Genomic DNA, 26035 nt, shown 5'->3' on the forward strand with positions numbered 1-26035 from the left:
AACCGCCGCCCGACCCGCGCACCCCGCCCCGCCCGACCCTGCCCCGCCCGTTACGCCGCCCCCGCCGCACAGGCCCGGGTGAACACCCGCGCCCGCCGGGTGATCTCCGCCCAGTCCCCCGCCTCCACCGCCGCCGGCGGCACCACGTCCGTCCCCGCGCACACCGCGAGCGCCCCCTGGGCCAGGAACTCGGCCGCGTTGCCCGCGTTCACCCCGCCCGAGGCCACCAGCGGCACGTCCGGGTACGGGCCACGCAGGTCCTTGAAGTAGCCGGGGCCGAAGGACCGGGCCGGGAAGATCTTGACGGCCGCGGCGCCCAGGTCGACCGCCCGGGCCACCTCGGTCGGGGTGAGCGCCCCCAGCACCACCGGCACCCCGCGGGCCCGTCCGACCTCCGCGACCTCGGGCCGACAGCCGGGGGTGACCAGGAAGGACGCCCCGGCGTCGATCCCGCGCTCGGCCTGCTCGGCGGTGAGCACCGTGCCGACCCCGACCCGCCACCCGGCCGCGGCCGCGATCTCCAGATGGTCCGTCACATTCGGTGTGGTGTAGGTGAATTCGGTGAACCTGATGCCGCCCTCGGCGAGTGCGGCGCACAGTGCGGCGGCATCCGGGATCCGGGGCGCGCGGACCACCGCGATCACCGGGTCGTCCCACAGGTCGGAGAGGTCGGCCGTACCGGCCGTCTCGGCCGTCTCGGCTGTCTCAACTGTCTCGGTCATCGGGCCAGAGTCCCTCGGTCGGTGCGGCGCAGGGCGCGCCCCGGCCGGGCGCCGGTGGTGCGACCCTGCCGGACGACGGCGGTGCCGTTGACGTACACGTACTCGATCCCCTCGGCGGGCAGCCGGGGTTGCTCGAAGGTGGCGGCGTCCCGGACCCGTTCGGGGTCGAGGAGCACCAGGTCGGCGTGGTGGCCGGGGGCGATCCGGCCGCGCCGGTCCAGCCCCAGCCGGGCGGCGGGCCGACCGGTCATCCGGGCGATCGTCTCCTCCAGTGTGAGCACCCCCAACTCCCGGCTGTAGTGGCCCAGGTAGCGCGGGAAGGTGCCCCAGGCCCGCGGGTGCGGCCGGGCCCCGACCAGCAGTCCGTCGCTGCCGACGGTGTGGGCGCGGTGGCGCATCACCGCCCGGACGTTCTCCTCGTGCCCGACGTGCTGGAGGATGGTGGTGGCCAACTCGTCCCGGCGCAGCAGGTCGAGGAAGACCTCCGTCCCGCCGCTCCCCCGCTCGGCGGCGAGTTCGGCGACGGTCCGGCCGACCGCCCCCGCGAGCTCCGCCGAACGGACGCCGGAGATCTGGACGGTGGCCCAGTCGGCGACCACGCCGTGGCAGCCGTCGCTGCCCTGCTCCTCCATGGCGGTGCGGATCCGTTCGCGGTCCGCCGGGTCGGCGAGCCGGGCGAGCGTCGCGTCCGGTCCGCCCTCGGTGGCCCAACTCGGCAGCAGGGCGGCCAGGGTGGTGGAGCCGGGCAGGTAGGGGTAGCTGTCCAGGGTGAGGTCGACTCCGTCCGCGAGCGCCCGGTCGACCAGCGCCAGCAGCTCGCCGGCCCGACCCCGGTTGACGCCGAAGTTCATCGTGGCGTGGGTCAGGTGCAGCGCGCAGCCGGACCGTCGGGCTATCTCCACCATCTCCGCGTAGCCCTCCAACGCACCCTTGCCGTACGAGCGTTGGTGTGGGGCGTGGAAGCCGCCGTAGGCCGCGACCACGGTGCACAGCTCGACCAGCTCGGCGGTGTCCGCGTACATCCCGGGGGTGTAGCTGAGGCCGCTGGACATGCCGACCGCCCCGTGCAGCAGGCTCTGCGCCAACACCTGGCGCATCCGGTCGAGTTCGGCCGGGGTGGGCGGGCGGTTCCGCCAGCCCATGGCGAGCATCCGCAGCGAGCCGTGCGGGACCAGGTAGCAGGCGTTGACGGCGACCCGGGTGCGGTCGATCCGGTCCAGGTAGCCGGCCACGTCCCGCCAGTCCCAGTCGAAGTCCGCCGGATCGCCGTTCCAGCCGGCCAGTTGGCGGCGCAGCGCGGGCAGGGTGGTGTCGTCGACCGGGGCGTAGGACAGGCCGTCCTGGCCGAGGACCTCGCAGGTGACGCCCTGGGTGACCTTGGCCGGGTGCTCGGGTTCGAGCAGCAGGGCGAGGTCGGAGTGGGCGTGCATGTCGATGAAGCCGGGGGCGAGCACCAGCCCGTCGGCGTCCACCTCCGTCGCGCCGCCCGCTCCGCCACCGGGCTCGGTGATCTCGGCGATCAGCCCGTCGGCGATCCGCACGTCCGCCCGGTAGCGCTCGGCGCCGGTGCCGTCGACCACCGTCGCCCCCTTGAAGACGGTGGTCGACGGCGCCGGTCTCCCGGTCATCAGAAGAACGTCCTGACCAGGCCGGTGACCTTCGGCTCGGCCGCGTCCGCGGAGTCCAGCACCGGGATCGCCGTCCACTTGTCGAAGGCGGTGCACGGGTGGGAGACGCCGAGCCGCAGCACCGCGCCGAGCGGCGCCAGGTCGCCCGCCTCGCGCAGGAAGGCGTGCTGGTCGTTGAGCGCGGTGACCCGGGCCGGCGTCCCGATCAACTCGGCTCCGCCGCGTACCAGTTGGGGCTCGGGCAGGCCCTCGTCGAAGGGCAGGTCGCGCTTGCCCGCGTCCAGCAGCGCCAGGTGCGGCTCCGGCCGGGAGACCACCCGGGCCCAACCGTGCAGCGCGCCGCGAAAGGGCGCCCCGCCGGCGCCGCGGACGAGCGGCGAGATGCCCCGGTAGAACCCGTCGTCGTGGGCGATGTACGCCCCCGAACGCAGCACCACCAGTGCCTCCGGCAGCGCGGCCAACTCCTCGACCACCAGGTCGAAGTAGGCGCTGCCACCGGCCGACACCACGGGCGGCACGCCGTCGGGGTAGGAGCCGGCCAGCCGCCCGTGCAGTTCGCCGAGCGCCCGGAGGTAGCTCCGGACGGTGGCCAGCCCCTGGGCGGTGGCGTCATGGGCGAGGGCGCCCTCGTAGCCGCCGACGCCGGCCAGCCGCAGGGTGGGCGCGCGCAGCACGGCGGCGGCGATCTCGACGGCCGCGTCCACGCCGCGCGCACCGGTCCGGCCGCCGGGGCCGCCGAGTTCGACCAGCACCTCGACCGGCCGTTCGGCCCCGGCGGCGCGCAGCGCCTCGTCCATCAGCCGTACGCCCTCGGTGGAGTCGGTCCAGCAGAGGAAGGCGAAACCCGGGTCGGCGGCCAGTTCGGCGGCCAGCCAGGCCAGTCCGGCCGGGTCGAGCAGGGTGTTGGCGAGCAGGATCCGCTGGACGCCGAAGGCGCGGGCGACCCGCACCTGCGGCAGGTTGGCGAGGGTGATGCCGTGGCTGCCGGCCGCGAGTTGGGCCCGCCAGAGCTCGGGCGCCATGGTGGTCTTGCCGTGCGGGGCGAGTGCGACGCCCGCCTTGGCGCACCAGTCGGCCATGGTGCGGACGTTGTGGTCGAGCGCGGCGCCGTCGAGGGTGAGCAACGGGGTGCCGAGCCCGGAGAGGGTCGGCCCGGTGGCCAGCCATTCGCGGACGGTGCGCCCCCAACTCTCCGGCGGGGCGGCCTTGAAGCGCCAGTCGAGGGTCTCGTCGGCCAGCGCCGCCACCGCGCCCTCGGCGATCCCCGGTCCGGCCGCGGCGCTCGCGAAGGCGGCACCGCCCGTCGAATCGCTCCCCGTAGAACCACCACGCGCCGAGCCGTCGCCCGCCGAACCGTCGCCGCTTGCGAAGGTCTGCTCCACCGTCTTCCTCCATCCGCCGTGTTGCAACATATGCAACGAGGGTTGCACATGCTGGCACCACGGTTCTAGCATCGGCGCCGGATCACGGTCAACGGAGTCGAACCGGCAACGGGGTCGAACCGCCAACGGAGTCGAACCACCGTCAAGGGTCGACAGCCGGCCACCGCAGACGAGGAGCCCAGCAGATGCCGCGACCGGACAACCCGGGGCCGACCCGCCCCGGTCCTCCCCCGACGGCCGTGTGCGTGGGCGAGTCGATGGCCGTCCTGCTGCCCGACCGCCCGGGGCCGCTGGAGGCCGTGGAGAACTTCCGGCTGTCCGTCGGCGGCGCCGAGTCCAACGTGGCCGGGGCACTGGCGGCGCTCGGCGTGCCGACCGCCTGGCTCAGCCGGGTCGGCGACGACGGCTTCGGCCGCCGCCTGCTCGCCGAGGTCGCCGCCCGCGGCGTGGACGTCTCCGGCGTCACCGTCGACCCGCACCGCCCGACCGGCCTCTACCTCAAGGAGGTCGGCGGCGCCACCGGCCACCGGCACGACCTCGGCCCCGGGCGCAGCCGGCTGCACTACCACCGGCGCGGCTCCGCGGCCGCCGCGCTCTCCCCCGCCCTGCTCGCCGACCCGGCCGCCGCCCGACTGCTGGCGGGCGCCCGGCTGCTGCACCTGTCCGGCATCACCGCGGCGCTCTCCGACGGCTGCCTGGAACTGCTCCGCGCCCTGCTCGCCGACCGCCGCCCGGGGCGGCTGGTCAGCTTCGACCTCAACTGGCGCCCCGCGCTCTGGCGGGACCGCGACCCGGCCGTGCTGCCGCCCCTGCTGGACGCCGCCGACCTGCTGCTGCTCGGCGCCGACGAGGCCGAGGCCGCTTTCGGCACCGGTGACCCGGCCGAACTGCGCCGCCGCTTCCCCTCCCCCGCGACGGTGGTGGTCAAGGACGCCGCCCGGGTGGTCACCGCCCTGGGGCGGGACGGCACGGCGGTCGCCGAACCGGCGCTGACCGTCGACGTGGTCGAGGCCACCGGCGCGGGCGACGCCTTCGCCGCCGGGTACCTGGCCGGCACCCTGCACGGCCTGGACCAGCGCCGCCGGCTGCGGCTCGGGCACCTGGGCGCGGCCTGCGCGCTGACCGCCCCCGGCGACCAGGCCGAGCTGCCGCCCGCCCCGGTGGTCACCGCCCTGCTGGACGCCTCCCCCGCCGACTGGGCGGCCACCCGGGTCACCGCCCGGGGCATCACCTCCCCGGCCCTGCCCGCTCCGACCACCCCGGCCCGGGCAGAATGAGCCGCCACCCCAGCCACCCGACCGGAGCCAGAGGCCGATGAGCCAGACCGTCACCCGCGCCCTGCGCATCCTCGCCCAGCTCGGCGAGGGCGAGCGCTCCCTCGACCAGCTGGCCGAGGTCCTCGGCGTGCACAAGACCACCGTGCTCCGGCTGCTCCAGAGCCTGGAGGAGGAACGGTTCGTCTACCGCGACGCGGCCTACCGCTACCACCTCGGCGCGGGCCTGTTCGCCCTCTCCGGCCTGGCCCTGGAGCAGCGCGGCATCCGCCGGATCGCCGCCCCGCACCTCGCCGAGCTGAACTCCGCCACCGGCCAGACCGTGCACCTGGCGGCCTACGAGGGCGGTGAGGTGGTCTACATCGACAAGTACGACTCCCGCCACCCGGTCAGGATGTACTCCCGGATCGGTCTGCGGGCCGCCCTGCACAGCGCCGCGGTCTCCAAGGTGCTGCTGGCCGACCTCCCGCTGCCCGAGCGGCGCCGGGTGGTGGCCGGGATCGACTTCACCCCGCACACCGAACGCACCCTCACCACCCCCGAGGCGCTGCTCGCCGAGCTGGAGAAGGTCGCCGCCCAGGGCTGGGCGCAGGACCACGCCGAGCACGAGGCCTTCATCAACTGCGTCGCCGCCCCGATCCGGGACGCCAGCGGCCGGGTGATCGCCGCCGCCTCGATCTCCGTGCCCGACGTCCTCCTCCCGTACGAGCAGGTGCTGGACCTCCTCCCGCAGCTGCTCGCCACCACCCGCGCCGTCTCGGCCGACTGCGGCCGCCCCGAGCACAACTGACCCACCGTCAACCACGCACCGAAGGAACCCGATGTCCTCCGACAAGTCCGACAAGATCGAGATCCGCACCGACGGCGCCCCGGCCCCGGCCTGGATGTTCTCCCAGGGCGTCCGCAAGGGCCCGATCCTCCAGGTCTCCGGCCAGGGCCCGCAGGACCCGGCGACCGGCGAGTACCTCCACCACGGCGACGTGAAGGCCCAGACCCGCCGCACCCTGGAGAACGTCAAGGCCATCGTTGAGGCCAGCGGCGCCACCATCGAGGACGTGGTGATGTTCCGGGTCTACCTCACCAAGCGCGCGGACTTCCCGCTGATGAACGAGGTCTACGCCGAGTTCATCGACGAGAACATCAAGCCCGGCGGGGTGAAGCCGTGCCGCACCACGATCTTCGTCGAGCTGCCGCAGGAGCCGATGCTGGTGGAGATCGACGCCCAGGCCGTGGTCGCCTGACCCACCGCCGGGTGCCACGAGGGCCCGGACGCCACCGCGCGTCCGGGCCCTCGCCGCACCCGCCGCACCCCGTACACGCCGCACCCCGCTCCCCGTACTTGCCACACCCTCGCGCGGACATTAGGTTAGCCTCACCTAACCAACAGGAGGTCCGCCCATGAGCCACCCCACCGGCGACACCGAGGTGCCCGAGCCCACCACCGCCGACCGGGTCCACAGCCTGCTCAGCGCGACCTCCTCGCTCACCGTCCGCGCCCTCGGCGAGCGCCACGACCTGGACGCCCCCGTCTCCGTCCACGGCTCCCGGCTGCGCCTGTGCCTCCCGCTGGACGCCCCGCTCACCACGGCCGCCGCCGGTGCCACCGACGGCCTGGCCGTCGTCCTCGACGTCACCGACGTCTCCCCCGTCGCCGTGCGCCACCGCGTCCGCGCCCGGCTCACCCTGGCCGGCCGGCTGCACCTGGCCCACCTCGCCGACGACGGCCTCGGCGTGCACCTGCGGGTGGACGTCGCCCACGCCGTCCTGTCCACCCCGTACGGCACCAGCGCGCTCACCGCCGAGGACCTCGCCCACGCCGTCCCCGACCCGCTGGCCCGGCACGAGGCCGCCCTGCTCACCCACCTGGCCGACGACCACGCCGACGCCCTCGACCTGCTCACCCGGCTGCTCGACCCGGCCCTGCTCGCCGGCAACCCGGAGGTGCGCCCGCTGGCCCTGGACCGGCACGGCCTGGTCCTGCGCCTGGACCACCCGCACGGCCACCGCGACGTCCGCCTGGTCTTCCCCGAACCCGCCTGCGACACCGAGGACTTCGGCCACCGGATGCACGCCCTGCTGAGCGCCGCCGAGCACGGCCTGCCCGCCCACCGGCACTGAGCCCGCCGCCCACCCGGCACCGCCCCGCTCAGCGCTCCACCGCGTCCTCCAGCACGATCCGCCCCATCCGCGCGTACAGCTCCGGCCGAACCCGTCGCAGCACCAAGGCCGTTCCGATCCCGACCAGGAACACCCCGATCACCAGGTACGGGATCAGCCGGAACACCAGGGTGCCCGCCGCCGCCCCGGCCACCGCCCCCCGGTCGGCCACCAGCAGCGCCACCACCGCGCCCATCGCCACCCCGCCGACCAGCGGAGCGAGCAGGGTGCGGAACCAGTGCGCGGTCTCCGGGTGCCGCCGCTGCACGTGGAAGTACCCGACCACCGCGAAGGAGCACAGCGTCTGCACCACCAGGATCGCCATCGTCCCCAACAGCGCCAGCAGCGTGTACAGATGGACGTACGGATCCATCCCGGCCAGCAGGAACGCCAGCACCAGCCCGGCCGCGACCGCCGACTGCACGACCGAGGCGACGTACGGCGAGCCGTGCCGCGGATGGGTCCGGCCGAGCGCCGGGTGCAGCAGCCCCTCCCGCCCGATCGCGTACAAGTACCGTGCGGCGCACTGGTGGAAGGCCATCGCGCAGGCGAACGAGCCGGTGACGACCAGCCATTGGAACACCGTGACCGCCCAGGCCCCGAGGTGCTCGCCCAGCGGATCGAAGAACAGGCTGTTCCCGTCCTTGCCCGGCACCGCACCGCCCGCCACCGCGACGGCGTGCCCGACTCCGTTGCCGGACAGGATCATCCAGGAGACGAACACGTAGAACAGGCCGATCCCGACCACCGACACCATGGTCGCCCGCGGCACCACCCGCTTCGGGTCGCGCGACTCCTCCCCGTACATCGCGGTCGACTCGAAGCCCACCCAGGAGCAGAACGCGAAGACCAGGCCCACCCCGGCCGCCGCCGTGCCCGAACTGCCCACTCCCTTCAGCCCGTTCAGCGGACTCACGGCCCCGAGCACGATTCCGTCCGGCCCGCCGCCGGCGGCCAGCACGGCCAGCGAGACCGCGCCCAGCACCGCGATCTCCAGCAGCAGCGCCACCCCGAGCACCTTCGCCGTCAGATGCAGGTCGAACCAGGCCGTCACCCCGATCACCGTCAGCCCGACCAGCGCGTACCAGCCCCAGTCGAGGTCCACGCCCGCCTGCGAACGGACCAGCCCGCGCAGCGAGTAGGCGAAGAAGCCGATGACCGAGGCCTCGAAGACGATGTACGCCAGCAGCGCGAGCAGCCCCGACGCCATCCCGGCCACCCGGCCCAGCCCGTGCGAGACGTACCCGTAGAACGCCCCGGCGGCCGTGATGTGCCGGGCCATCGCCACGTACCCGACCGAGAAGACCGTGAGCACCACGGTCGCCAGGACGTACGCGGCGGGCGCCCCGGCCCCGTTGCCCTGCCCGATGATGATCGGCAGGTTCCCGGTCATCGCGGTGATCGGGGCGGCGGTGGCGACCGCCATGAACACCACGCCCGGCAGACCGACCGAGTCCGCCTTCAGCCGGTCGACCCCGTCCGACCCGACCCGCGGCCCGACCGCGTCCCCGCTCCGGACGGTCATCCGGCCTCCTCGTCCACCCGGGCGCGCCCGCCCGTCGGACCGGCCGGGCGCTGACTGCGGACAGGATCGCGCGGCGGGGCACGGCCCACGGAACCGCAGATCATCCGAAGAACCGGCGGAGTTGACGCCGCGTTCGAGCCGTCGAACGCGGTCCGGAAGCGCCGGGGACGCCGGAGCCGACGAGGACTCCGGACACGACGGTGGCCGGCCCCGGCCGCACGAGAGTTCTCGTACGGCCGGGGCCGGCCGTGGGCGTGACCCGCGCCCAGATCCACCGGTGCGGCGATCACCCGGTCGAGCGGTCACCCGACATGACCATCCCGGGTGGTCGATTCGCCCCGCACCAGCGGTGGTTCAGGAATCCCGGCGGGAGCCGGTGGTTCAGAGCGCGACGCCGTGCGCGCGCAGGTAGCTGACCGGGTTGATGTCCGAGCCGTAGTCCGGACCGGTCCGGACCTCGAAGTGCAGGTGCGGGCCGGTCACGTTGCCGGTCGCACCGGAGTAGCCGAGCTGCTGACCGGCGGCGACGGACTGACCGACCTTCACACCGATCGAGGAGAGGTGCGCGTACTGCGCGTACTTGCCGTCGGCGAGCTTGAGCTCGACCTCGTTGCCGTAGGCGCCGTCGTAGGCGGCCTTCACCACGACCCCGTTGGCGACGGCGCGCAGCGGGGTGCCGGTGGAGCAGACGAAGTCCTGGCCGGTGTGGTGGCCGGAGGCCCACATGGCGCCCGCCACCCCGTAGGCCTCGCCCAGCACCGGGGCGGCGAGCGGGGCGACGTAGCCGGAGGTGACGGCGGCCGGGACGACCGCGGCCGGAGCAGCGGCCGGGGCGACAGCGGCCGGGGCGGCCACGACGACGGCGGCCGGGGTGCTGGTCGCCTGGGCGTTCATCGCGGTCACGAGCGGCAGGACGAACGAGACGCCGGTGACGGCGGCGGCGATGCCGATGCGGGCGGCACGGGGCAGGGCGATACGACGAGCCTGTGCAGGCATGGAATTTTCCTCTCCGACGCCTGCGAGGTGAGCTGTCGGGTTCGGGCTGGAGTTGCCCGGCCGCATGCGCGGCTTCACCCCGAGCCGGTCCTGGTGGTCCGCGCTGTGAAAGCGCGAACTCCGGTCCGGCGACTTACCTGTGGGTCCCCCGCTCCTGCCGTACAGAGTTCGTTGCGAGCCACCGGGCAGCGGCAGGACTCGGCGTTCCACCCGGCGGATCCGTCCGGGCTGGCCGGGCGGTCGCTGAACTAAAACTCATCCGTTCGGGTGAAGCAATGTCGATCTCTCGAAACAGCGGCCGATCCCGCCCCCGCGGTCACCCTCCGCATGATCCGCCGTACGGTCCGTGCACGATCCGTTCACCCGGCGCCACTGATCCACGACCCTGCGCCGACCAGTGCAACACCGGGCGACCAGAGGAGCACCCACCGTCACCGACCGACACACCACCCGGTGACCCTTGTCACGTACACCCCCGTGGGCACAGGATTCGACCCGTGGCCACCTCTCACGCCGGCACCCTGCGCCTGGGCAGCGCACAGGGTCGCTGGGTCCTCCTCGCAACGGTGCTCGGCTCCAGCATGGCGATGCTCGACGGCACCGTGGTGAACGTCGCCCTGCCCCGGATCGGCGCCGACCTCGGCGCCACCCTCGCCTCCCTGCAATGGACCCTGAACGCCTATCTGCTCACCCTGGCGGGCCTGATCCTGCTCGGCGGCGCGCTCGGCGACCGCTACGGGCGGCGCCGGGTCTTCCTGATCGGCGTGGTCTGGTTCGCCGCCGCTTCGGCGGCCTGCGCCGCCGCCCCGACCATCCACGTGCTGATCGCCGCCCGCGCCGTCCAGGGCATCGGCGGGGCGCTGCTCACCCCGGGCTCGCTCGCGATGCTCCAGGCCGTCTTCCACCCGGACGACCGCTCGGCCGCGGTCGGCCTGTGGTCCGGCCTCGGCGGGGTGTCGGCGGCCGTCGGCCCCTTCCTCGGCGGCTGGCTGGTGGACGGCCCCGGCTGGCGCTGGATCTTCCTGCTGAACCTGCCGCTGGCCGCCGCCGTGATCGCGGTGACCTCCCGTTACGTCCCGGAGAGCCGGGACGAGTCCGCCGCCGGCCGCTTCGACGTGCCCGGCGCCCTGCTCGCCGCCCTCGCCCTCGGCGCGATCACCTACGCGCTCACCGCCGCCGGGGAGGGGCTGTCCCCCGCCGTCTGGGTCACCGGCGTGGCCGGTCTGCTGCTGGGCGCGGCCTTCGTGGCCGTGGAGCGGCGGGCGCCCGACCCGATGCTGCCGCTCGGGCTGTTCTCCTCCCGGCTGTTCACCACCGTGAACCTGGTCACCCTGTGCGTCTACGCGGCGTTCAGCGGGGTGTTCTTCCTGCTGGTGGTGCAGCTGCAGATCGTCGCCGGCTTCTCCCCGCTGGTCTCCGGCTTCGCGCTGGTGCCGATCACGGTGCTGATGCTGACCCTGTCCGCGCGCGCCGGGCGCCTCGGCAAGCGGATCGGCCCGCGCATCCCGCTCACCGTCGGCCCGCTGCTGTGCGCCGCCGGGGTGCTGCTGATGCTGCGCACCGGCCCCGGCTCCTCCTACTGGGCGGACGTGCTGCCGGCCGTCGCGGTGATGGGTTCCGGGATGACGCTGCTGGTCGCCCCGCTGACCGCCACCGTGCTGGCCGCCGTCGAGGTGCGGCACGCGGGCATCGCCAGCGGGGTGAACAACGCCGCCGCCCGCGCGGCCGGCCTGCTCGCGGTGGCCGCCCTCCCGGCACTGGCCGGGCTGAGCGGCGACGCCTACCGGGTGCCGGCCTCGGTGGACTCCGCCTTCCACACCGCGATGCTGATCTGCGCCGGACTGCTGGTCTGCGGCGGGCTGATCGCCTTCACCACCATCCGCGGCAACGTGCTCGCCCCCGAGGAGGAGCACCCGGTGGCCGAGCCGAACTGCGACTGGCCGTGCGCCACCACCACCCCGCCGCTCGACCCGGGCCGCCCCCGGACGCCCGAGGGCCCCGCCACCGGAACGGCGACGGGGCCCTCGTCGGACGACTGACCGACGCTGACGCTACGTCAGAGGATGTCGGCGGGCGCGTACTTGGCGGCCTCCGGGTAGGCCGCGGCAACGGCCTCCACCTGGCGGACCACCTCGGCGACCTGCGCCCCGGCCGCCCCGGTGAAGGACAGCCGGTCGGCCAGCAGCGCGTCCAGCGCGGCCCGGTCCAGCGGGATCCGCTCGTCGGCGGCGAGGCGGTCCAGCAGCTCGTTCTCCCGGGCGCCGGCGCGCATCGCCAGCGCGGAGGCGACGGCGTGCTCCTTGATGACCTCGTGCCCGGTCTCCCGGCCGACGCCCGCGCGCACCGCGCCCATCAGCACCTTGGTGGTGGCCAGGAACGGCAGGTAGCGGTCCAGCTCGGCCTCGATCACGGCCGGGAAGGCGCCGAACTCGTCCAGGACGGTCAGGAAGGTCTCCAGCAGGCCGTCGAAGGCGAAGAAGGCGTCCGGCAGCGCGACCCGGCGCACCACCGAGCAGGAGACGTCGCCCTCGTTCCACTGGTCACCGGCCAGCTCGCCGGTCATCGAGGCGTAACCGCGCAGGATGACGGCCAGGCCGTTGACGCGCTCGCAGGAGCGGGTGTTCATCTTGTGCGGCATCGCGGAGGAGCCGACCTGGCCCTCCTTGAAGCCCTCCGTCACCAGCTCGTGGCCGGCCATCAGGCGGATGGTCTTGGCCAGGCTGGACGGCGCGGCGGCCAGCTGGACGAGGGCGGTGAGCACCTCGAAGTCCAGCGAGCGCGGGTAGACCTGGCCGACGCTGGTCAGCACGGACTCGAAGCCGAGGTGGCCGGCGACCCGGCGCTCCAGCTCGGCCAGCTTCTCGGTGTCGCCGCCGAGCAGGTCCAGCATGTCCTGGGCGGTGCCGACCGGGCCCTTGATCCCGCGCAGCGGGTAGCGGGCGATCAGCTCCTCCAGCCGGCGGAAGGCGACCAGCAGCTCGTCGGTGATCGACGCGAAGCGCTTGCCCAGGGTGGTGGCCTGCGCGGCCACGTTGTGCGAGCGGCCGGCCATGACCAGCTCGGCGTGCTGGGCGGACAGGCCGGCCAGACGCACCAGGACGGCGACCGTACGGTCCCGGACGTGCTCCAGCGACTGGCGGATCTGCAGTTGCTCGACGTTCTCGGTCAGGTCCCGGGAGGTCATGCCCTTGTGGATCTGCTCGTGGCCGGCGAGGTCGCTGAACTCCTCGATCCGGGCCTTCACGTCGTGGCGGGTGATCCGCTCACGGGCGGCGATCGAGCCGAGGTCGACCTGGTCGATCACCCGCTCGTAGTCGGCCACGGCGGTCGCCGGAACCTCGACACCGAGGTCCTGCTGGGCCTTCAGGACGGCGAGCCACAGATGGCGCTCAAGGACCACCTTGTGCTCGGGGGACCACAGCTGGGCCAGGGTCGCCGAGGCGTACCGGGAGGCCAGGACATTGGGGATCTGGGGCTTCGCGCTCACGCTTCGCAAGAGTAACAGTCGAGGTCACGCCGACCGTCAGCGGATGGGGTGGGCCTGCGCGCGGCCCCCGCTCGGGCCGGGGCACGGCCGCCGCTTCGGCCGGCGCGCGGCCCCCGCCCGGGCCGGGGCACGGCCGCCGCTTCGGCCGGCGCGCGGCCCCCGCCCGGGCCGGGGCACGGCCGCCGCTTCGGCCGGCGCGCGGCCCCCGCCCGAACCCGGACACGGCCCCGCTACTGCGCGCCGCCCGCCCGTCCGGCCAGCACCGGCAGGACCTGCCCGCAGATCGAGTGCAGCGCGATCCGCTGCTCGTCGGTCATCGCCTCGAAGGCCTGGTGGGTGCGGGCCATCTCGCCGCGGATCCGGTTGAGGATCTCCCGGCCCTCGTCCGTGATCACCACGATCTTCACCCGGCGGTCGCCGGCGGCCGCCTCCCGGTTGGCCAGGCCCAGCGTCTCCAGCCGGTCCACGATCCCGGTCACGTTCGACGCGTCACAGCCCAGCCGTCCGGCCAGCGCCCGCATCGGCACCGGCTCCTGGACCGAGCCCAGCGCCTTGGCCTGGGAGGAGGACAGCCCGTGCCGGGCCGCGGCCGCCGCGAAGTCCTGGAAGTACGCGGCGCCGACGGCGGCCAACGCCTCCATCAGATCGGCGTTGGTCGGTACGGTCGTCGTCGAGGTCGAACCCATGGGGTCAGCGTACGGCCGAGTGCTTCAGCAACTCAAGCTTTGAGCACGGCAACCGTCCGCGAGCCGCCTCACACTCCCCCGATCGGGGGACGAGCAGGGCGCCGATGGTCAGAGCACGAGCTGGTCGAACAGCCGCCGCAGCTCCGCCTCCGGGTCCGCGGTCAGTCCGGTGTGCACCGGCCCCGGCTGGACGATCGCGCTGCGCGGCGCGGTCAGCCAGCGGAACCGCTGCCCGGGACTGTCCGAAGCCGCCGGACCGGCCGGCGGGCCGCCCAGGCAGACCGCCTCGATGCCCTGCAGCGCCCGGCGCACCCCCTGCACGTCCGCCACCGGGTCCAGCGCCAGCAACCGGGCCTGGTCCAGGTGGGTCCGCGCCGCCAGGTGGGCGGCCTGCCGGCAGTACAGCAGCACCCCGACGTTGACGCACTCGCCCCGCTCGACCCGCGGCACCGCCCGGATCACGGCGTACTCGTAGTCGTGCAGCTCGACGACGGCCGGCAGCGCGGCCGACAGCGGCCCGGTCATCCGGACACCTCCGGCAGCCAGTCGCGCGGACCGGCCAGTCGCTCGGTCAGCTGGGCCCGGTACGCGGCGCGCACGTCCTCGGGCGAGTCGAAGCCGAACTCGTCCACCAGCCACACCTCGGGGATCTGCGCCACGGCCGCCTCGATCGCCGCCTCCGCGAGCGGCGCGAGCGCCTTGTCCGCCGCCGCCAGGTCCGGCCGGGCGCGCAGCAGCGCGTGGTCGGAGGCGTCGTACGGGCGGCGCACCCAGCCGGCCGCACCGGCCCAGTTGTGATGGAAGATCAGGCTCGCGCCGTGGTCGATCAGCCGCAGCCCGCCGGTCGCCACCAGCAGGTTGGGGTTGCGCCAGGAGCGGTCGACGTTGCCGATCAGCGCGTCGAACCAGAGCACCTGCCCGGCGAGTTCGGAGTCCACGTCGAAGCAGAGCGGATCGAAGTTCAACGCGCCGCTGACGAAGGCCATCCCGAGGTTGGTCCCGCCGCTGGCCCGCATCTGGTCCTGCACCTGGTGGTCCGGCTCGCTGCGCGCGAGCACCGGGTCCAGGTCGACCGTCACCAACTCGGGCACCGGCAGTCCGAGCCGCCGCCCCAGTTCCCCGGCCAGCACCTCCGCGACCAACGCCTTCCGGCCCTGCGCCGCGCCGACCCATTTCAGCGCGTACAGCCGCCGGTCGTCGGCCTCGACCAGGCCCGGCATCGAGCCGCCTTCTCGCAGTGGCGTCACGTACCGGATCGCCGTCACCTCGGGGAGCACGCCCGACAGCTTATCGGTGCACCACCCACCCCCGTGCGCACCGGGCCCACACCCCGTCACCCACGGCCTCTCACCACTGCTCCCCGTCCGCCCCGCACCCCACCCGCACCCCTTCCCTCACCCCCTCCCCCCAGCGCCCCACCCCGGTGGCAGCCCCCGCTGCTCCGTGCGAGTGTGGCGGACAGTAATGGGGACCTTCCGGTACGACCCGCACGGCAAAGGGATGAGCGATGGAACGACCTCGGATCCTGATCGTGGGCGGCGGCTTCGCAGGCCTGGAGTGCGCCCGCCGCCTCGAACACAAGCTCTCGCCCTCGGAGGCCGAGATCACGCTGGTCACGCCGTTCAGCTACCAGCTCTACCTCCCCCTCCTGCCGCACGTCGCCGCCGGCGTCCTCACCCCCCAGTCCGTCGCGATCTCGCTGCGCCGCAGCCTGCGCCGTACCCACATCGTCCCCGGCGGCGCCATCGGCGTGGACCCGGCCGCCAAGGTGTGCGTGGTCCGCAAGATCACCGACGAGGTGATCGCGCAGAAGTACGACGTCCTGGTGCTCGCCCCCGGCAGCATCACCCGCACCTTCGACATCCCGGGCCTCACCGACTACGCCCGCGGCATGAAGACGCTCGCCGAGGCGGCCTACGTCCGCGACCACGTGATCGCCCAACTCGACCTCGCCTCGGCAACCTTGGACCAGCGCGAACGCGAGTCCCGGCTGCAGTTCGTGGTGGTCGGCGGCGGCTACGCGGGCACCGAGACCGCCGCCTGCCTGCAGCGCCTGACCACCGCCGCCGCCCGCCGCTACCCGCGCCTGGACGCCCGCCAGATCAAGTGGCACCTGATCGACATCGCCCCCAAGCTGATGCCCGAACTCGGCGACGCGCTCGGCACCGCCGCCCTGGAGGTGCTGCGCGAGCGCGGCATCGAGGTGTCCCTGGGCGTCTCGGTGGCCGAAGTCGGCGCCGAGACGGTCAAGTTCACCGACGGACGGGTACTCCCCTGCCGCACCCTGATCTGGACGGCCGGCGTGGCCGCCAGCCCGCTGATCGGCACCCTGGACGCCGAGACGGTCCGCGGCCGGATCGCGGTGACGGCGGAGATGCGGGTGCCGCAGCTGGAGGGCGTGTTCGCGCTCGGCGACGCGGCCGCCGTCCCCGACCTGGCCAAGGGCGACGGAGCCGTCTGCCCGCCGACCGCCCAGCACTCGGCCCGCCAGGGCCGCGCGGTGGCGGACAACGTGATCGCCTCGCTCCGCAGCCAGCCGCTGGAGCCGTACTACCACAAGGACTTGGGCCTGGTGGTCGACCTCGGTGGCAAGGACGCGGTGTCCAAGCCGCTCGGCATCGAACTGCGCGGCGTGCCCGCCCAGTTGGTGGCCCGCGGCTACCACATCATGGCGATGCGCACCAATGCGGCGAAGTTCCGGGTGGGCGCGAACTGGCTGCTCAACGCGACCGCCGGGGACGACTTCGTCCGCACCGGCTTCCTGGCCCGCCAGCCCGCCCGGCTGCAGGACTTCGAGTACACCGACGCCTATCTGACGAAGGATCAGGTGCGCGCCCACGCCCAGTCCCTGCTCGCCAAGGGCTGACCACGCCCGTGCCGTCGCCCCCTCACCGGGTCGGTGAGGGGGCGACGGCACGTCCGGGTCACTCCGCGGTCAGGTACATCCCGCTCGCGTCCTGCCCGGCCGTGTTGTCGCACGCGTAGTTGCCGGTCGGCCGGGCCCACAGCTGGCTCAGGCAGCTGCCGAGCGCCGCCTGCCCGTAGTAGTTGGGGTGCATCGACTCCTGCAGCACGCCCTGGGTGGTGTTGAGCCCGCCGTCCAGGAACCGCGCCCACTCGCTGGTGGTCGCGGACGGCGCGGAGCCGGCCGTCGGCTGCTGGGTGGCGGTGGAGCACACCTCGCGGCCCTGCAGCATGTTCGAGAGGTCCAGGAACTGCGCCCCCTTGGCCGCCGCGACCCCGGCCAGCGCCTTGGAGATCTCGGGCACCATGGAGTCCCGGGCCCAGTCGGCGTCCGCGTTCCAGAACGGGCAGCCGCCGGTGTCCGAGCGGGTCCAGCCGCTCTCCGGGTAGCGCATCTCGGCGCTGCGCGGGATCGGCGACGGGTACGACTGCAGGACCAGCCGGTAGTCCGACTGCGCGTACCCGGCGTCGGACATCACCGCGCGGATCTCGTCGACCGCCTTGCCGACCCCGGCCATCGCGGTCGGCAGCTGCGAGTCGATCTGGGACTGCGCGGAGTCGTGGCAGTACGAGTTCCAGATCAGGTAGTCCTGCACGCAGTCGGAGATGATCCCGGAGAAGCCGAGGTCGTTGCCGCCGATCGACAGGGTGATCAGCTTGACGTCGTTCTGCCGGGCCACGGTGGCGAGTTGGTCCGCCTGCGGGGCCTCGCCCTTGAGCGACTGGCCGCCGTCGGCGGCGCGGAAGACGTTCGCGGTGACGGCCCCGGAGCAGGCCAGGTTGATCCGGTTCTGCGCGACGGTCGAGGCGCCCAGCACCTCGGAGACGTCGGAGCGGTCGCAGCCGCTCGCCGCCGTGGCGCCGTACACCAGCGAGGGGTCGGCCGAACTCCCGTTCCAGGCCCGGTCGGTGCCGTTGTGGTCGGCGCTGCCGCCGGCCGAGTTGCCCTGCCAGCGCCCAGCCTCGCCGGAGATGTAGCTGTCGCCGAGCGCGACGCTGGCGGTCGGCCCGGTCGGCACCGCCGCCCGCGCCGCCGAAGAGGCCGGAGCGGCCGGAGCCGCCGAGGCGGGCGCGGCGACGGCCAGTCCGGCCACGGTCAGCGGCAGGGCGAGGGCCGCGGCGAGCAGCCGTCGGGCGGGGCAGCGGGTACTGCGGGTGATGCTCGAACCGTTTTCGGGCACGGCGGAACTCCTGCGGCTCGGTCTCCCCGCGATTCGGGGGCGGGGAGACGCCTGGGTGTGAGGGTGGGCCGCCGGCCGGTGGCGCAAAGGAAGATGGCATGGCCGCGCCGGTCACCGCTAGGCACCTGCAGCAGGTTTCCCGCTTTGTTACCGACGGGTTCAGACCAGCCGGGTGTCGACACCGTCCGTTCCCAGAACCGCTGCCAGATCGTTGGCCAGTTCCGTTGCGTCCGCCGGGTCCAGGCGTGCGACGGTGAACCGCAGCCCGGGCGGCGACTGGATCCGGTACCGCGCTCCGGGCGCCGCCACCCAGCCGCGCTGCACCAGCGCCGCCAGCGCCGAGGTCTCGTCCGGCACCGGCACCCAGACGTTCAGCCCGCTCGCCCCGTGCGCCTGGATGCCGCGCGCCGCCAGCTCCGTCAACAGCGCGTCCCGGCGCGCCCGGTAGGTCGCGGCCAGGCTCGCGACCGGCACCGCGTCGGCACGCCACAGCTCGACGACGGTGCGCTGCAGCAGGTGGCTGACCCAGCCCGCGCCGAGCCGCAGCCGCCCGGAGACCCGGCCGACCGTCTCCTCGTCACCGACCATCACCGCCACCCGCAGGTCCGGCCCGTAGGCCTTGGCCGCCGAACGCACCACCGCCCAGTGCCGCGGCCCGGCGCCGACCAGCGGCCGGTACGGCTGGTCGACCATGCCGTGCCCGTGGTCGTCCTCGATCAGCAGCACCCCGGGGTGCTCGGCCAGGACGGCCCGCAGCTCTGCCGCCCGTTCCACGCCGACCGCCGCACCGGTCGGGTTCTGCGCCCGGCTGGTGACCACCACCGCGCGGGCGCCCTCGGCCAGCGCCCCGGCCAGCGCGTCCGGCAGCGGCCCCTCGTCGTCCAGCCGGACCGGCACCGGCCGCAGCCCCATCGCGGGCAGCAGGTCGAGCAGGCTGCCCCAGCCCGGGTCCTCCACGGCCACCGCGTCGCCGGGGCGCAGCCAGGCGCCGAGGGTGCGCTCGACGGCGTCCAGCGCACCGGAGGCGACCGCGATCGGGCCGCCGGGCAGCCCGTCGGCCTCGAAGGAGCCGCGGGCGAGTTCGTGCAGTCCGGGGTCGAGGCGCGGGTGCCCGTAGAGCACCGGCTCGGCCCTGGCGGCCTCGGCGGCGGCCGCCAGGGCCGGGGCGAGGTCGGGCAGCAGCGCCGGGTCGGGGTTGCCGCTGGCGAGGTCGCGGGCGTGCGCGGGGACGGGGATGCGGATCTGGTCGCGCGGGGTGAGTGCGGGCCGGGGCAGGATCCGGCTGCCCTTGCGGCCGGCCGTCTCGATCACGCCGCGGTCGCGCAGCAGCCGGTAGGCGGCGGCCACGGTGTTGGGGTTGACGCCGAGTTCGGCGGCGAGGTCGCGCAGCGGAGGCAGCGCGGTTCCGGGGGCGAGCCGCCCGCTGCTCACGCCCTGTTCGATGTGGGCCGCGATTTCGCTGGCGCGTCGCCCTTTCAGCGGATAGTCTCCTAGCACAAACATGATTATGCACTAGTACATAGAGGTTGTCATGTCGGCGAGCCCTGAAGACACCCACGGGTCCACCTACGCCCGCACCCCCCGGACCACCCCGACCCGCTACAAGGACCGCGCCACCTGGGAACAGGAGGCGATCCACGCTGTCCTGGACGAGGCCTTCGTCTGCCACCTCGGCTTCGTCGCCGACGGCGCCCCGGTCGTGCTGCCCACGATCTTCGCCCGGGTCGGCAGCCGGCTCTACCTGCACGGCTCCACCGGCAGCCGCCCGCTGCGCGGCGCCGCAGACGAGCAGGGCCTCCAGGTCTGCGTCACCGTCACCCACGTCGACGCCCTGGTGCTGACCAAGTCCGCGTTCAACCACTCGGTGAACTTCCGCTCGGTGGTCGCCCACGGCACCGCCCACCAGGTCACCGACCCCGAGGAGCTGGACGTCGCCCTGGCCGCCCTGGTCGACCAGGTCGTCCCCGGCCGCTCCGGCGAGATCCGCCCGGCCAACCCCAAGGAGCTCGCCGCCACCGCCGTGATCCGGCTGGAGCTGGACGAGGTCTCCGCCAAGACCCGCTCGGACGGCGCCAACGACGACCCGGCCGACGCCGACCTGCCGCACTGGTCCGGCATCGTCCCGGTCCGCACCGTGTACGGCACCCCCGAACCGCACGACGCGGCCGCCCCGCTCCCGGCGCACATGCGCCGCTTCCCGCGCTGAACGGAACCCTCCGATGCTGATCAGATCCTGGGACCGCGGCGACGAGGACGAGTGGCGGGCCTGGCTCGCCGAGGGCCGCGACTTCGGCCTGCTCGCCGCCAATGGCCGCCCCGGCGAGGGCCCGGTGCTGGTCCCGACGCACTTCCTGCTGGACGAGGAGCGCGGCGAGATCCTGCTCCACCTCGCCGCGCCCAACCCGCTGCTGGCCGCCGTCCGGGCCGACCCCAACGTCACCCTGGCGGTCACCGACGGCTACGCCTTCGCCCCCGGCCACTGGCGCGGCGAGCCGGGCACGCCCACCAGCTACTACGCCTCGGTGCACTTCCACTGCACCGCCGAGGTGGTCGAGTCCGCCGCCGGCAAGGCGGAGATCCTCAACCGCCAGCTGGCGCACTTCCAGCCGGAGACCCCGGACTTCCGGGTGGTCCCCGGCCCGAACGAGCTCGCCCGGCTGCTGCCCGGCCTGCGCGGACTCCGGCTGACGGTCCGCGAGGTCCGCGCCAAGTTCAAGTACGACGACAAGAAGCCGGCCGAGGAGCAGCGGGCGATCGCCGGGCGGCTCGCCGAGCGCGCGAACGGCCCGGCGCTGCGCCGCGACCAGGACGCCGCCGCCCGCACCGAACTGCTGCGGCGCCATCAGCGGCGCGCGGCCACCGGACGCGCCGTCGACTGACCCCGTTTCACCCGATCGGTGCCCAGCCCGGGCAGGTCGGCCGCCGCGCTGCTCGAATGTGAGACGAGTCCTGCCCGCCCGTCGGAGCGGGCCCGTCCACCTCGGGGAGCGCGCGTTGTCCACAGTCCACAGCCCACGGGCGTCCGGGGAGGCCCACCTCGGCCACGTCATCTTCATCTCGGCGGCCGCCGCGATGGGCGGCTTCCTGTTCGGCTACGACAGCGCCGTGATCAACGGCGCGGTGACCGGCATCCAGAAGCACTTCGAGGTCGGCCACGGCACCACCGCCTTCGTGGTGGCCATCGCCCTGCTCGGCTCGGCCGTCGGCGCGGTGGCCGCCGGACGGCTGGCCGACCACCTCGGCCGGGTCCGCACCATGCTGCTGGCCGCCGTGCTGTTCGCGGCCAGCGGCATCGGCTCGATGTTCCCGCCGAACATCGAGGCGCTGGCCGCCTGGCGCGTGGTCGGCGGCGTCGCGATCGGCATCGCCTCGGTGATCGCCCCCACCTACATCGCCGAGGTCGCCCCCACCGCCTACCGCGGCCGGCTCGCGTCCTTCCAGCAGATGGCGATCGTGCTCGGCATCACCGTCTCCCAGCTCGCCAACTGGGCGCTCAACCAGGCCGCCGGCGGCGAGTCCACCGGCCACCTCGGCGGCATCCAGGCCTGGCAGTGGATGCTCGGCGTCGAGACCATCCCGGCCCTGGTGTACGGCCTGATGGCCCTTTCCATCCCGGAGTCGCCGCGCTTCCTGATCGCCGACCACCGCGAGGAGCAGGCCCGCAAGGTGCTGGTCGAGGTGGAGGGCGAGGACGTCGACCTGGACGCCCGGGTCGCCGAGATCCGCCAGGTGCTGGAGTCCTCCCACAAGCCCCGGCTCAAGGACCTGCTCGGCGGCCGCTTCGGTCTGCTGCCGATCGTCTGGGTCGGCATCGGCGCCTCGGTGTTCCAGCAGTTCGTCGGCATCAACGTGATCTTCTACTACTCCTCCTTCCTCTGGCAGTCGGTCGGCATCAACGAGTCCAACTCGCTGCTGATCAGCCTCTCCACCTCGATCATCAACGTGATCGGCACGGTGATCGCGATGGTCCTGGTGGACCGGATCGGCCGCAAGCCGCTGGCCCTGGCCGGTTCCATCGGAATGGCCCTCGCCCTGGCCACGGCCGCCTGGGCCTTCTCCTACCGGAGCGGCACCGGCGACACCGCCACCCTGGACAACACCCACGCCACCGTCGCCCTGATCGCCGCGCACGTGTTCGTGCTCTGCTTCGCCTTCTCCTGGGGCGTGGTGGTCTGGGTGCTGCTCGGCGAGATGTTCCCCAACCGGATCCGCGCGCTGGCCCTGTCGGTCGCCGCCTCGGCCCAGTGGATCGCCAACTGGGCGATCACCGTCAGCTTCCCGGACCTCGCCGACTGGAACCTCTCCGCGACGTACATCATCTACGCGGCCTTCGCGCTGCTCTCCATCCCGTTCGTGGCCTTCTGCATCAAGGAGACCAAGGGCCGCGCCCTGGAGGAGATGGGCTGAGTCCCCGCCCGCTCCCCCGCCCCCGCCGCACGCGGCCCGACCCACCGAGAGGTAGCCATGCCTGACCAGGGCGGCTCCCGGCAGAACGTCACCTTCCCGAGCAACGGCCGCACCGCGCACGGGTACCTGGCCCGCCCTCCGCAGGGGATCGGGCCGGGACTGGTGGTGGTGCAGGAGTGGTGGGGGCTCACCTCGCACGTCGCCGACCTGGCCGACCGCTTCGCCGCCGAGGGGTTCACCGTGCTCGCCCCCGACCTGTTCGGCGGCGCCACCACCCACGACAGCGCCGAGGCGGCCCGGCTCAAGCGCGAGCTCCCGGTCGAACGGGCCGTCGAGGACCTCTCCGGCGCCGTCGGCTTCCTGCTCTCGCTGGACGGCGTGGTCGGCGACGCGGTCGGCGCGGTCGGCTTCTGCATGGGCGGCGGCTTCGCCCTGATGCTGGCGGCCCGGGCCGGCGACCGGGTGGCCGCGGTGGTCCCGTTCTACGGCCTCCCGCCCGACCCCGACTTCGACTACCGCGGCCTGACCGCCCACGTCCTCGGCCACTTCGGCGAGCTCGACCGCTCGATCCCGATGGCCGCCGTGGACGAGGCCGCGATCCGGATCGGCGAGGCCACCGACGTCCGCCCCGAGATCCACTTCTACCCGGCCGGGCACGCCTTCATGAACGACGAGAACCCGCTCGGCGGCTACGACGCCCTCCAGGCCCGGACCGCCTGGCGACGCACCCTCACCTTCCTCTGGGGCCACCTCGGCTGACCCCCGGAACGCCTCCGGCCCACGCCCGGGACCGCTCCCGCCCACGCCACCGGGCAGACCCGAAACCCGATGGACACCTGTACGAACTCCGGCCATAGTCACCCGGGTGCCCACCCCACACCCGCCGCCCGCCCGCCGCCTCGCCTGGGCGAGTCGCAACTTCCGCATCCAGACCGCCGCCACCGTGATCAGCGGCCTCGGCAACGCCGGCGCCCCGATCGCCACCGCCTTCGCCGTCCTCGGCAACGGCGGCGGCACGGCCGAGGTCGGCTACGTCACCGCCGCCCGTCTGCTGCCCACGGTCCTGTTCCTGCTGCTCGGCGGCACCCTCGCCGACCGGCTGCCGCGCCACCGGATCATGGTCGGCGCCAACCTGTTCAGCGCCGTCGCCCAGGCCGTGCTGGCCGCCCTGGTGCTGGCCGGGGACGTCCGGCTCTGGCAGCTGCTGGTGTTCTCCGCCGCCGGCGGCGCCGGCTACGCCCTCTACGCCCCCGCGGCCGGCGGAATGATCATGCAGGCCGTCCCCCAGGAGCACGCCACCCGCGCGTTCTCGGTCTTCCGGATGAGCCAGAACGCCGCCCAGATCGGCGGGGCCGCCCTCGGCGGAGCGCTCACCACCGCCGTCGGCCCCGGCTGGGTGCTCGCCCTGGACGCCCTCTGCTTCCTGCTCTCCGCCGCCCTGCGCTTCCTCCTGGAGCCCGAGTCCGCGCCGGCCCCCTCCGGCGGCAGCATGCTGCGCGACCTGCGCGAGGGCTGGCGGGAGTTCTCCTCCCGCCGCTGGCTCTGGGTGATCGTGCTGCAGTTCGCCGTCCTGATCGCCTGCATCAACGCGGTCGAGGCGGTGTACGGGCCGACGTACGCCAACGAATACCTGGGCGGCGCCACCGACTGGGGCCTGGCGATGTCCGCCTACGGGTTCGGCCTGGTGGCCACCGGCCTGCTGATGGTCCGTTGGCGTCCCCGCCGGATCCTGCTGGTCGGCAACTGGGGCGTGTTCCTCTTCGGGCTGCCCGCCCTCGCCCTGGCCGCCCGCTTCCCGCTCCCGCTGCTGATCGCCGCGATGTTCCTCTCCGGCGTCGGCGTCACCGTCTTCGGCGTCAACTGGATGGTCGCGCTCCAGCAGGAGATCCCCGAGGAGATGTTCTCCCGGGTCACCGCCTACGACGAGCTCGGCTCCTACTCGCTGGCCCCGATCGGGACCGCGCTGGCCGGCCCCGCCGCCGTGGTGCTCGGCCTGTCCGGCGCGCTCTGGGCCTGCGCCGGGCTCTGCCTGCTGCTCAGCGCCGTCGTGCTGATCGACCCCCAGGTCCGCCGGCTCTCCCGCCGGGACCCGCACCGAAGCACCGCGGACGCACCGGTGCCCGCCGTCGCGCCCACGCCCACGCCGTGAGCGCCCTGTGCGCCCCGCGTGCGCCCGCCGCCGAGCAACCACCGGTGCGAATGGTTCGTCCGACCAGGTAGGAAACACCATCCACCTGGGGGGCCCACCGGTGCCTAAGCCACTGCTGTTCCTGGACGTCGACGGGGTGCTGAACCCGGTCTGTCCGCATCCGGACGCCGGGTTCGACTCCCACACCCTGCTCGGCTACGCCGTCCTGCTCGCCGCCAAGCACGGCGCCTGGCTGCGCGAGCTCGCCGGAACGTACGAGCTGGTCTGGGCCACCACCTGGGAGGAGCACGCCAACACCCACATCGCCCCGGCGATCGGCCTGGACCCGCTCCCCTTCGTCCGCTTCACCGGTGACGTCCCCCAGCCCGGCGACCCGCGCGTCCCGCTGATGGAGCTGTTCTCCGCCCGCAAGTGGGCCCCGCTGCTGCGCTACGCCGAGGGCCGACCGTTCGCCTGGGTGGACGACGTGATCCCACCCCGGCTGGTCCGCCGCTCGCTCTGGCGCCGCGACCGCCTGCTGCTGACGATCGACCCCGGCCAGGGCCTGGAGCGCCGGCACGTCGACCGGCTGCTCAGCCGTCCGCCGCGCGCCCTGTCGCTGTCAGCCGGCGGAACGGCCGTCAGGGGGTAGGCAGCCAACTGACGTGCCCGGCGAGCAGCGCGTACCCGACGAAGGCCACCGTGTCGATCAGCGCGTGCGCCGCCACCAGCGGCATCACCCGCCCCCAACGCCGGTACAGCAGGCAGAACACCGCCCCCATCACCATGTTGCCGACCAGCCCGCCGACCCCCTGGTACAGGTGGTACGAGCCGCGCAGCACCGAACTGGCCGCCACCACGGCCGGCCAGGACCACCCCCGCTGACCCAGCCGGCGCAGCAGGTAGCCGAGGACGACGACCTCCTCCAGGACGGCGTTCTGCCAGGCCGACAGCACCAGCACCGGCACCCGCCACCACACGTCCGGCAGCCCCGAGGGCGCCACCGTCAGGTTGTACCCGGCCGCCTGCGAGACCAGGTACAGCACCAGCCCGGAGCCGCCGATCGCGGCCGCGACGCCGGCGCCCCGGCCGAGGTCGCGCAGCTTCTCCCGCAGGTCGAAGCCCAGCACCCGCAGTGAGGCGCCCTCGCGCACCAGCAGGTAGCCGACCAGCACCACCGGCATCAGCCCGCGCCCGATGTAGTAGAGCTGCCAGACCAGGTCCAGCCAGGGCCGCCCGGGCGCGTGCGAGCCGTTCAGGGTCGCGACCTGCTGCCCGAGCTGGATCGGCGCGGTGAGCGAGCCGGCGAAGCTGATCAGCGCGCTGATCCCGCTGGCGCCGAGCGAGAGTCCGAGGACGATCAGCAGTTCCGCCCCGAGCAGGCGGCGGTCGGGCGGCGCGGTCTCCGGCACGGTCGGGCGGATCGTCACGGGCGCTCCAGCAGACGGATCCTGCGGCGAGCAGGTGATGGCTCCGGCGGTCGGCCGACGACCGGAGC

The 26035-nt window shown here is 74.0% G+C and carries 24 protein-coding genes and 1 riboswitch; of the genes, 12 read left to right on the forward strand and 12 right to left on the reverse strand.

Going from position 1 to position 26035, the window contains the following annotated elements:
- Positions 1 to 50 precede the first annotated feature (50 nt).
- Genes ACIP4P_RS36030 through ACIP4P_RS36040 form a run of 3 tightly spaced genes read right to left on the reverse strand, consistent with a single transcriptional unit; the run spans position 51 to position 3732 of the window.
- A complete protein-coding gene (locus tag ACIP4P_RS36030) occupies positions 51 to 722 on the reverse strand; it encodes a bifunctional 4-hydroxy-2-oxoglutarate aldolase/2-dehydro-3-deoxy-phosphogluconate aldolase (protein WP_400925846.1) in 672 nt (223 codons plus the stop codon).
- Positions 719 to 2350: an amidohydrolase family protein gene (locus ACIP4P_RS36035; RefSeq protein WP_400925848.1), complete on the reverse strand. Its 1632-nt coding sequence runs from the start codon at positions 2348 to 2350 to the stop codon at positions 719 to 721. Before ACIP4P_RS36035 ends, ACIP4P_RS36030 begins: the two co-directional genes overlap by 4 nt.
- On the reverse strand, positions 2350 to 3732 hold the full coding sequence (locus ACIP4P_RS36040) for an amino acid deaminase (RefSeq protein WP_400925851.1): 1383 nt from the start codon (positions 3730 to 3732) through the stop codon (positions 2350 to 2352). Before ACIP4P_RS36040 ends, ACIP4P_RS36035 begins: the two co-directional genes overlap by 1 nt.
- 185 nt (positions 3733 to 3917) lie before the next feature.
- On the opposite strand from ACIP4P_RS36040, the gene ACIP4P_RS36045 reads away from it, so the two are divergent.
- The 4 genes from ACIP4P_RS36045 to ACIP4P_RS36060 all read left to right on the forward strand — a co-directional run bounded on the left by ACIP4P_RS36045 (position 3918) and on the right by ACIP4P_RS36060 (position 7124).
- Positions 3918 to 5009 carry a sugar kinase gene (locus tag ACIP4P_RS36045; RefSeq protein WP_400925854.1) on the forward strand — a complete coding sequence of 364 codons (1092 nt, stop codon included), beginning with the start codon at positions 3918 to 3920 and terminating at the stop codon, positions 5007 to 5009.
- 37 nt (positions 5010 to 5046) lie between these two features.
- Complete coding sequence (locus ACIP4P_RS36050) at positions 5047 to 5796, forward strand: IclR family transcriptional regulator (protein ID WP_350512616.1); 750 nt, start codon at positions 5047 to 5049, stop codon at positions 5794 to 5796.
- A gap of 31 nt (positions 5797 to 5827) precedes the next feature.
- Positions 5828 to 6247, forward strand: coding sequence for a RidA family protein (locus tag ACIP4P_RS36055; protein ID WP_400925857.1), 420 nt, complete (start codon positions 5828 to 5830; stop codon positions 6245 to 6247).
- 157 nt (positions 6248 to 6404) lie between these two features.
- Entirely contained in the window at positions 6405 to 7124 is a 720-nt protein-coding gene (locus tag ACIP4P_RS36060; RefSeq protein ID WP_400925860.1) for a DUF2470 domain-containing protein, read from the forward strand.
- A gap of 28 nt (positions 7125 to 7152) precedes the next feature.
- Here the strand turns inward: ACIP4P_RS36060 and ACIP4P_RS36065 are convergent, their stop codons facing one another.
- On the reverse strand, positions 7153 to 8688 hold the full coding sequence (locus ACIP4P_RS36065) for an APC family permease (RefSeq protein WP_400925863.1): 1536 nt from the start codon (positions 8686 to 8688) through the stop codon (positions 7153 to 7155).
- Positions 8689 to 9069: 381 nt separating this feature from the next.
- Entirely contained in the window at positions 9070 to 9684 is a 615-nt protein-coding gene (locus tag ACIP4P_RS36070; RefSeq protein WP_400925866.1) for a M23 family metallopeptidase, read from the reverse strand.
- 2 nt (positions 9685 to 9686) lie between these two features.
- Positions 9687 to 9868, reverse strand: a riboswitch (cyclic di-AMP (ydaO/yuaA leader).
- A 91-nt stretch (positions 9869 to 9959) separates the two neighbouring features.
- On the opposite strand from ACIP4P_RS36070, the gene ACIP4P_RS36075 reads away from it, so the two are divergent.
- Entirely contained in the window at positions 9960 to 11723 is a 1764-nt protein-coding gene (locus ACIP4P_RS36075; protein WP_400925869.1) for an MFS transporter, read from the forward strand.
- Positions 11724 to 11740: 17 nt separating this feature from the next.
- On the opposite strand, the gene purB is transcribed toward ACIP4P_RS36075, so the two are convergent.
- The 4 genes from purB to ACIP4P_RS36095 form a co-directional block, all read right to left on the reverse strand.
- A complete protein-coding gene (purB, locus tag ACIP4P_RS36080; RefSeq protein WP_400925872.1) occupies positions 11741 to 13171 on the reverse strand; it encodes an adenylosuccinate lyase in 1431 nt (476 codons plus the stop codon).
- Positions 13172 to 13401: 230 nt separating this feature from the next.
- On the reverse strand, positions 13402 to 13857 hold the full coding sequence (locus ACIP4P_RS36085) for a MarR family transcriptional regulator (protein WP_350512623.1): 456 nt from the start codon (positions 13855 to 13857) through the stop codon (positions 13402 to 13404).
- 108 nt (positions 13858 to 13965) lie between these two features.
- A complete protein-coding gene (locus tag ACIP4P_RS36090) occupies positions 13966 to 14382 on the reverse strand; it encodes a DUF3037 domain-containing protein (protein ID WP_400925875.1) in 417 nt (138 codons plus the stop codon).
- Positions 14379 to 15134, reverse strand: coding sequence for a HipA family kinase (locus ACIP4P_RS36095; protein WP_400925878.1), 756 nt, complete (start codon positions 15132 to 15134; stop codon positions 14379 to 14381). Before ACIP4P_RS36095 ends, ACIP4P_RS36090 begins: the two co-directional genes overlap by 4 nt.
- Before the next feature lie 230 nt (positions 15135 to 15364).
- Between ACIP4P_RS36095 and ACIP4P_RS36100 the strand changes: the two genes are divergently transcribed.
- Positions 15365 to 16723, forward strand: coding sequence for an NAD(P)/FAD-dependent oxidoreductase (locus ACIP4P_RS36100; RefSeq protein ID WP_400925881.1), 1359 nt, complete (start codon positions 15365 to 15367; stop codon positions 16721 to 16723).
- 58 nt (positions 16724 to 16781) lie between these two features.
- On the opposite strand, the gene ACIP4P_RS36105 is transcribed toward ACIP4P_RS36100, so the two are convergent.
- Together ACIP4P_RS36105 and ACIP4P_RS36110 are read right to left on the reverse strand one after the other, a co-directional pair.
- Positions 16782 to 18002, reverse strand: coding sequence for a GDSL-type esterase/lipase family protein (locus tag ACIP4P_RS36105; protein ID WP_400925884.1), 1221 nt, complete (start codon positions 18000 to 18002; stop codon positions 16782 to 16784).
- Between the two features lie 159 nt (positions 18003 to 18161).
- The gene (locus ACIP4P_RS36110) at positions 18162 to 19499 is read right to left on the reverse strand and encodes an aminotransferase class I/II-fold pyridoxal phosphate-dependent enzyme (protein ID WP_400925949.1); all 1338 of its coding nucleotides are present in this window, start codon (positions 19497 to 19499) and stop codon (positions 18162 to 18164) included.
- Positions 19500 to 19533: 34 nt separating this feature from the next.
- On the opposite strand from ACIP4P_RS36110, the gene ACIP4P_RS36115 reads away from it, so the two are divergent.
- From ACIP4P_RS36115 to ACIP4P_RS36140, 6 genes are all read left to right on the forward strand, one after another.
- The gene (locus tag ACIP4P_RS36115; protein ID WP_400925887.1) at positions 19534 to 20208 is read left to right on the forward strand and encodes a pyridoxamine 5'-phosphate oxidase family protein; all 675 of its coding nucleotides are present in this window, start codon (positions 19534 to 19536) and stop codon (positions 20206 to 20208) included.
- Positions 20209 to 20221: 13 nt separating this feature from the next.
- A complete protein-coding gene (locus ACIP4P_RS36120) occupies positions 20222 to 20881 on the forward strand; it encodes an FMN-binding negative transcriptional regulator (protein WP_400925890.1) in 660 nt (219 codons plus the stop codon).
- A 115-nt stretch (positions 20882 to 20996) separates the two neighbouring features.
- On the forward strand, positions 20997 to 22409 hold the full coding sequence (locus tag ACIP4P_RS36125) for a sugar porter family MFS transporter (protein ID WP_400925893.1): 1413 nt from the start codon (positions 20997 to 20999) through the stop codon (positions 22407 to 22409).
- 57 nt (positions 22410 to 22466) lie between these two features.
- The gene (locus tag ACIP4P_RS36130) at positions 22467 to 23168 is read left to right on the forward strand and encodes a dienelactone hydrolase family protein (RefSeq protein WP_400925896.1); all 702 of its coding nucleotides are present in this window, start codon (positions 22467 to 22469) and stop codon (positions 23166 to 23168) included.
- A 106-nt stretch (positions 23169 to 23274) separates the two neighbouring features.
- Positions 23275 to 24558 (forward strand): MFS transporter, encoded by a 1284-nt coding sequence (locus ACIP4P_RS36135; RefSeq protein ID WP_400925899.1) that lies wholly within the window; start codon positions 23275 to 23277, stop codon positions 24556 to 24558.
- Positions 24559 to 24658: 100 nt separating this feature from the next.
- A complete protein-coding gene (locus ACIP4P_RS36140) occupies positions 24659 to 25189 on the forward strand; it encodes an HAD domain-containing protein (RefSeq protein ID WP_400925902.1) in 531 nt (176 codons plus the stop codon).
- Here ACIP4P_RS36140 and ACIP4P_RS36145 read toward each other — a convergent pair.
- Positions 25179 to 25967: a CPBP family intramembrane glutamic endopeptidase gene (locus tag ACIP4P_RS36145; protein WP_400925905.1), complete on the reverse strand. Its 789-nt coding sequence runs from the start codon at positions 25965 to 25967 to the stop codon at positions 25179 to 25181. The genes ACIP4P_RS36140 and ACIP4P_RS36145 overlap by 11 nt on opposite strands.
- Between the last annotated feature and the right edge of the window lie 68 nt (positions 25968 to 26035).

The sequence above is a fragment of the Kitasatospora sp. NPDC089509 genome, assembly GCF_044749365.1.
Classification (GTDB): domain Bacteria; phylum Actinomycetota; class Actinomycetes; order Streptomycetales; family Streptomycetaceae; genus Kitasatospora.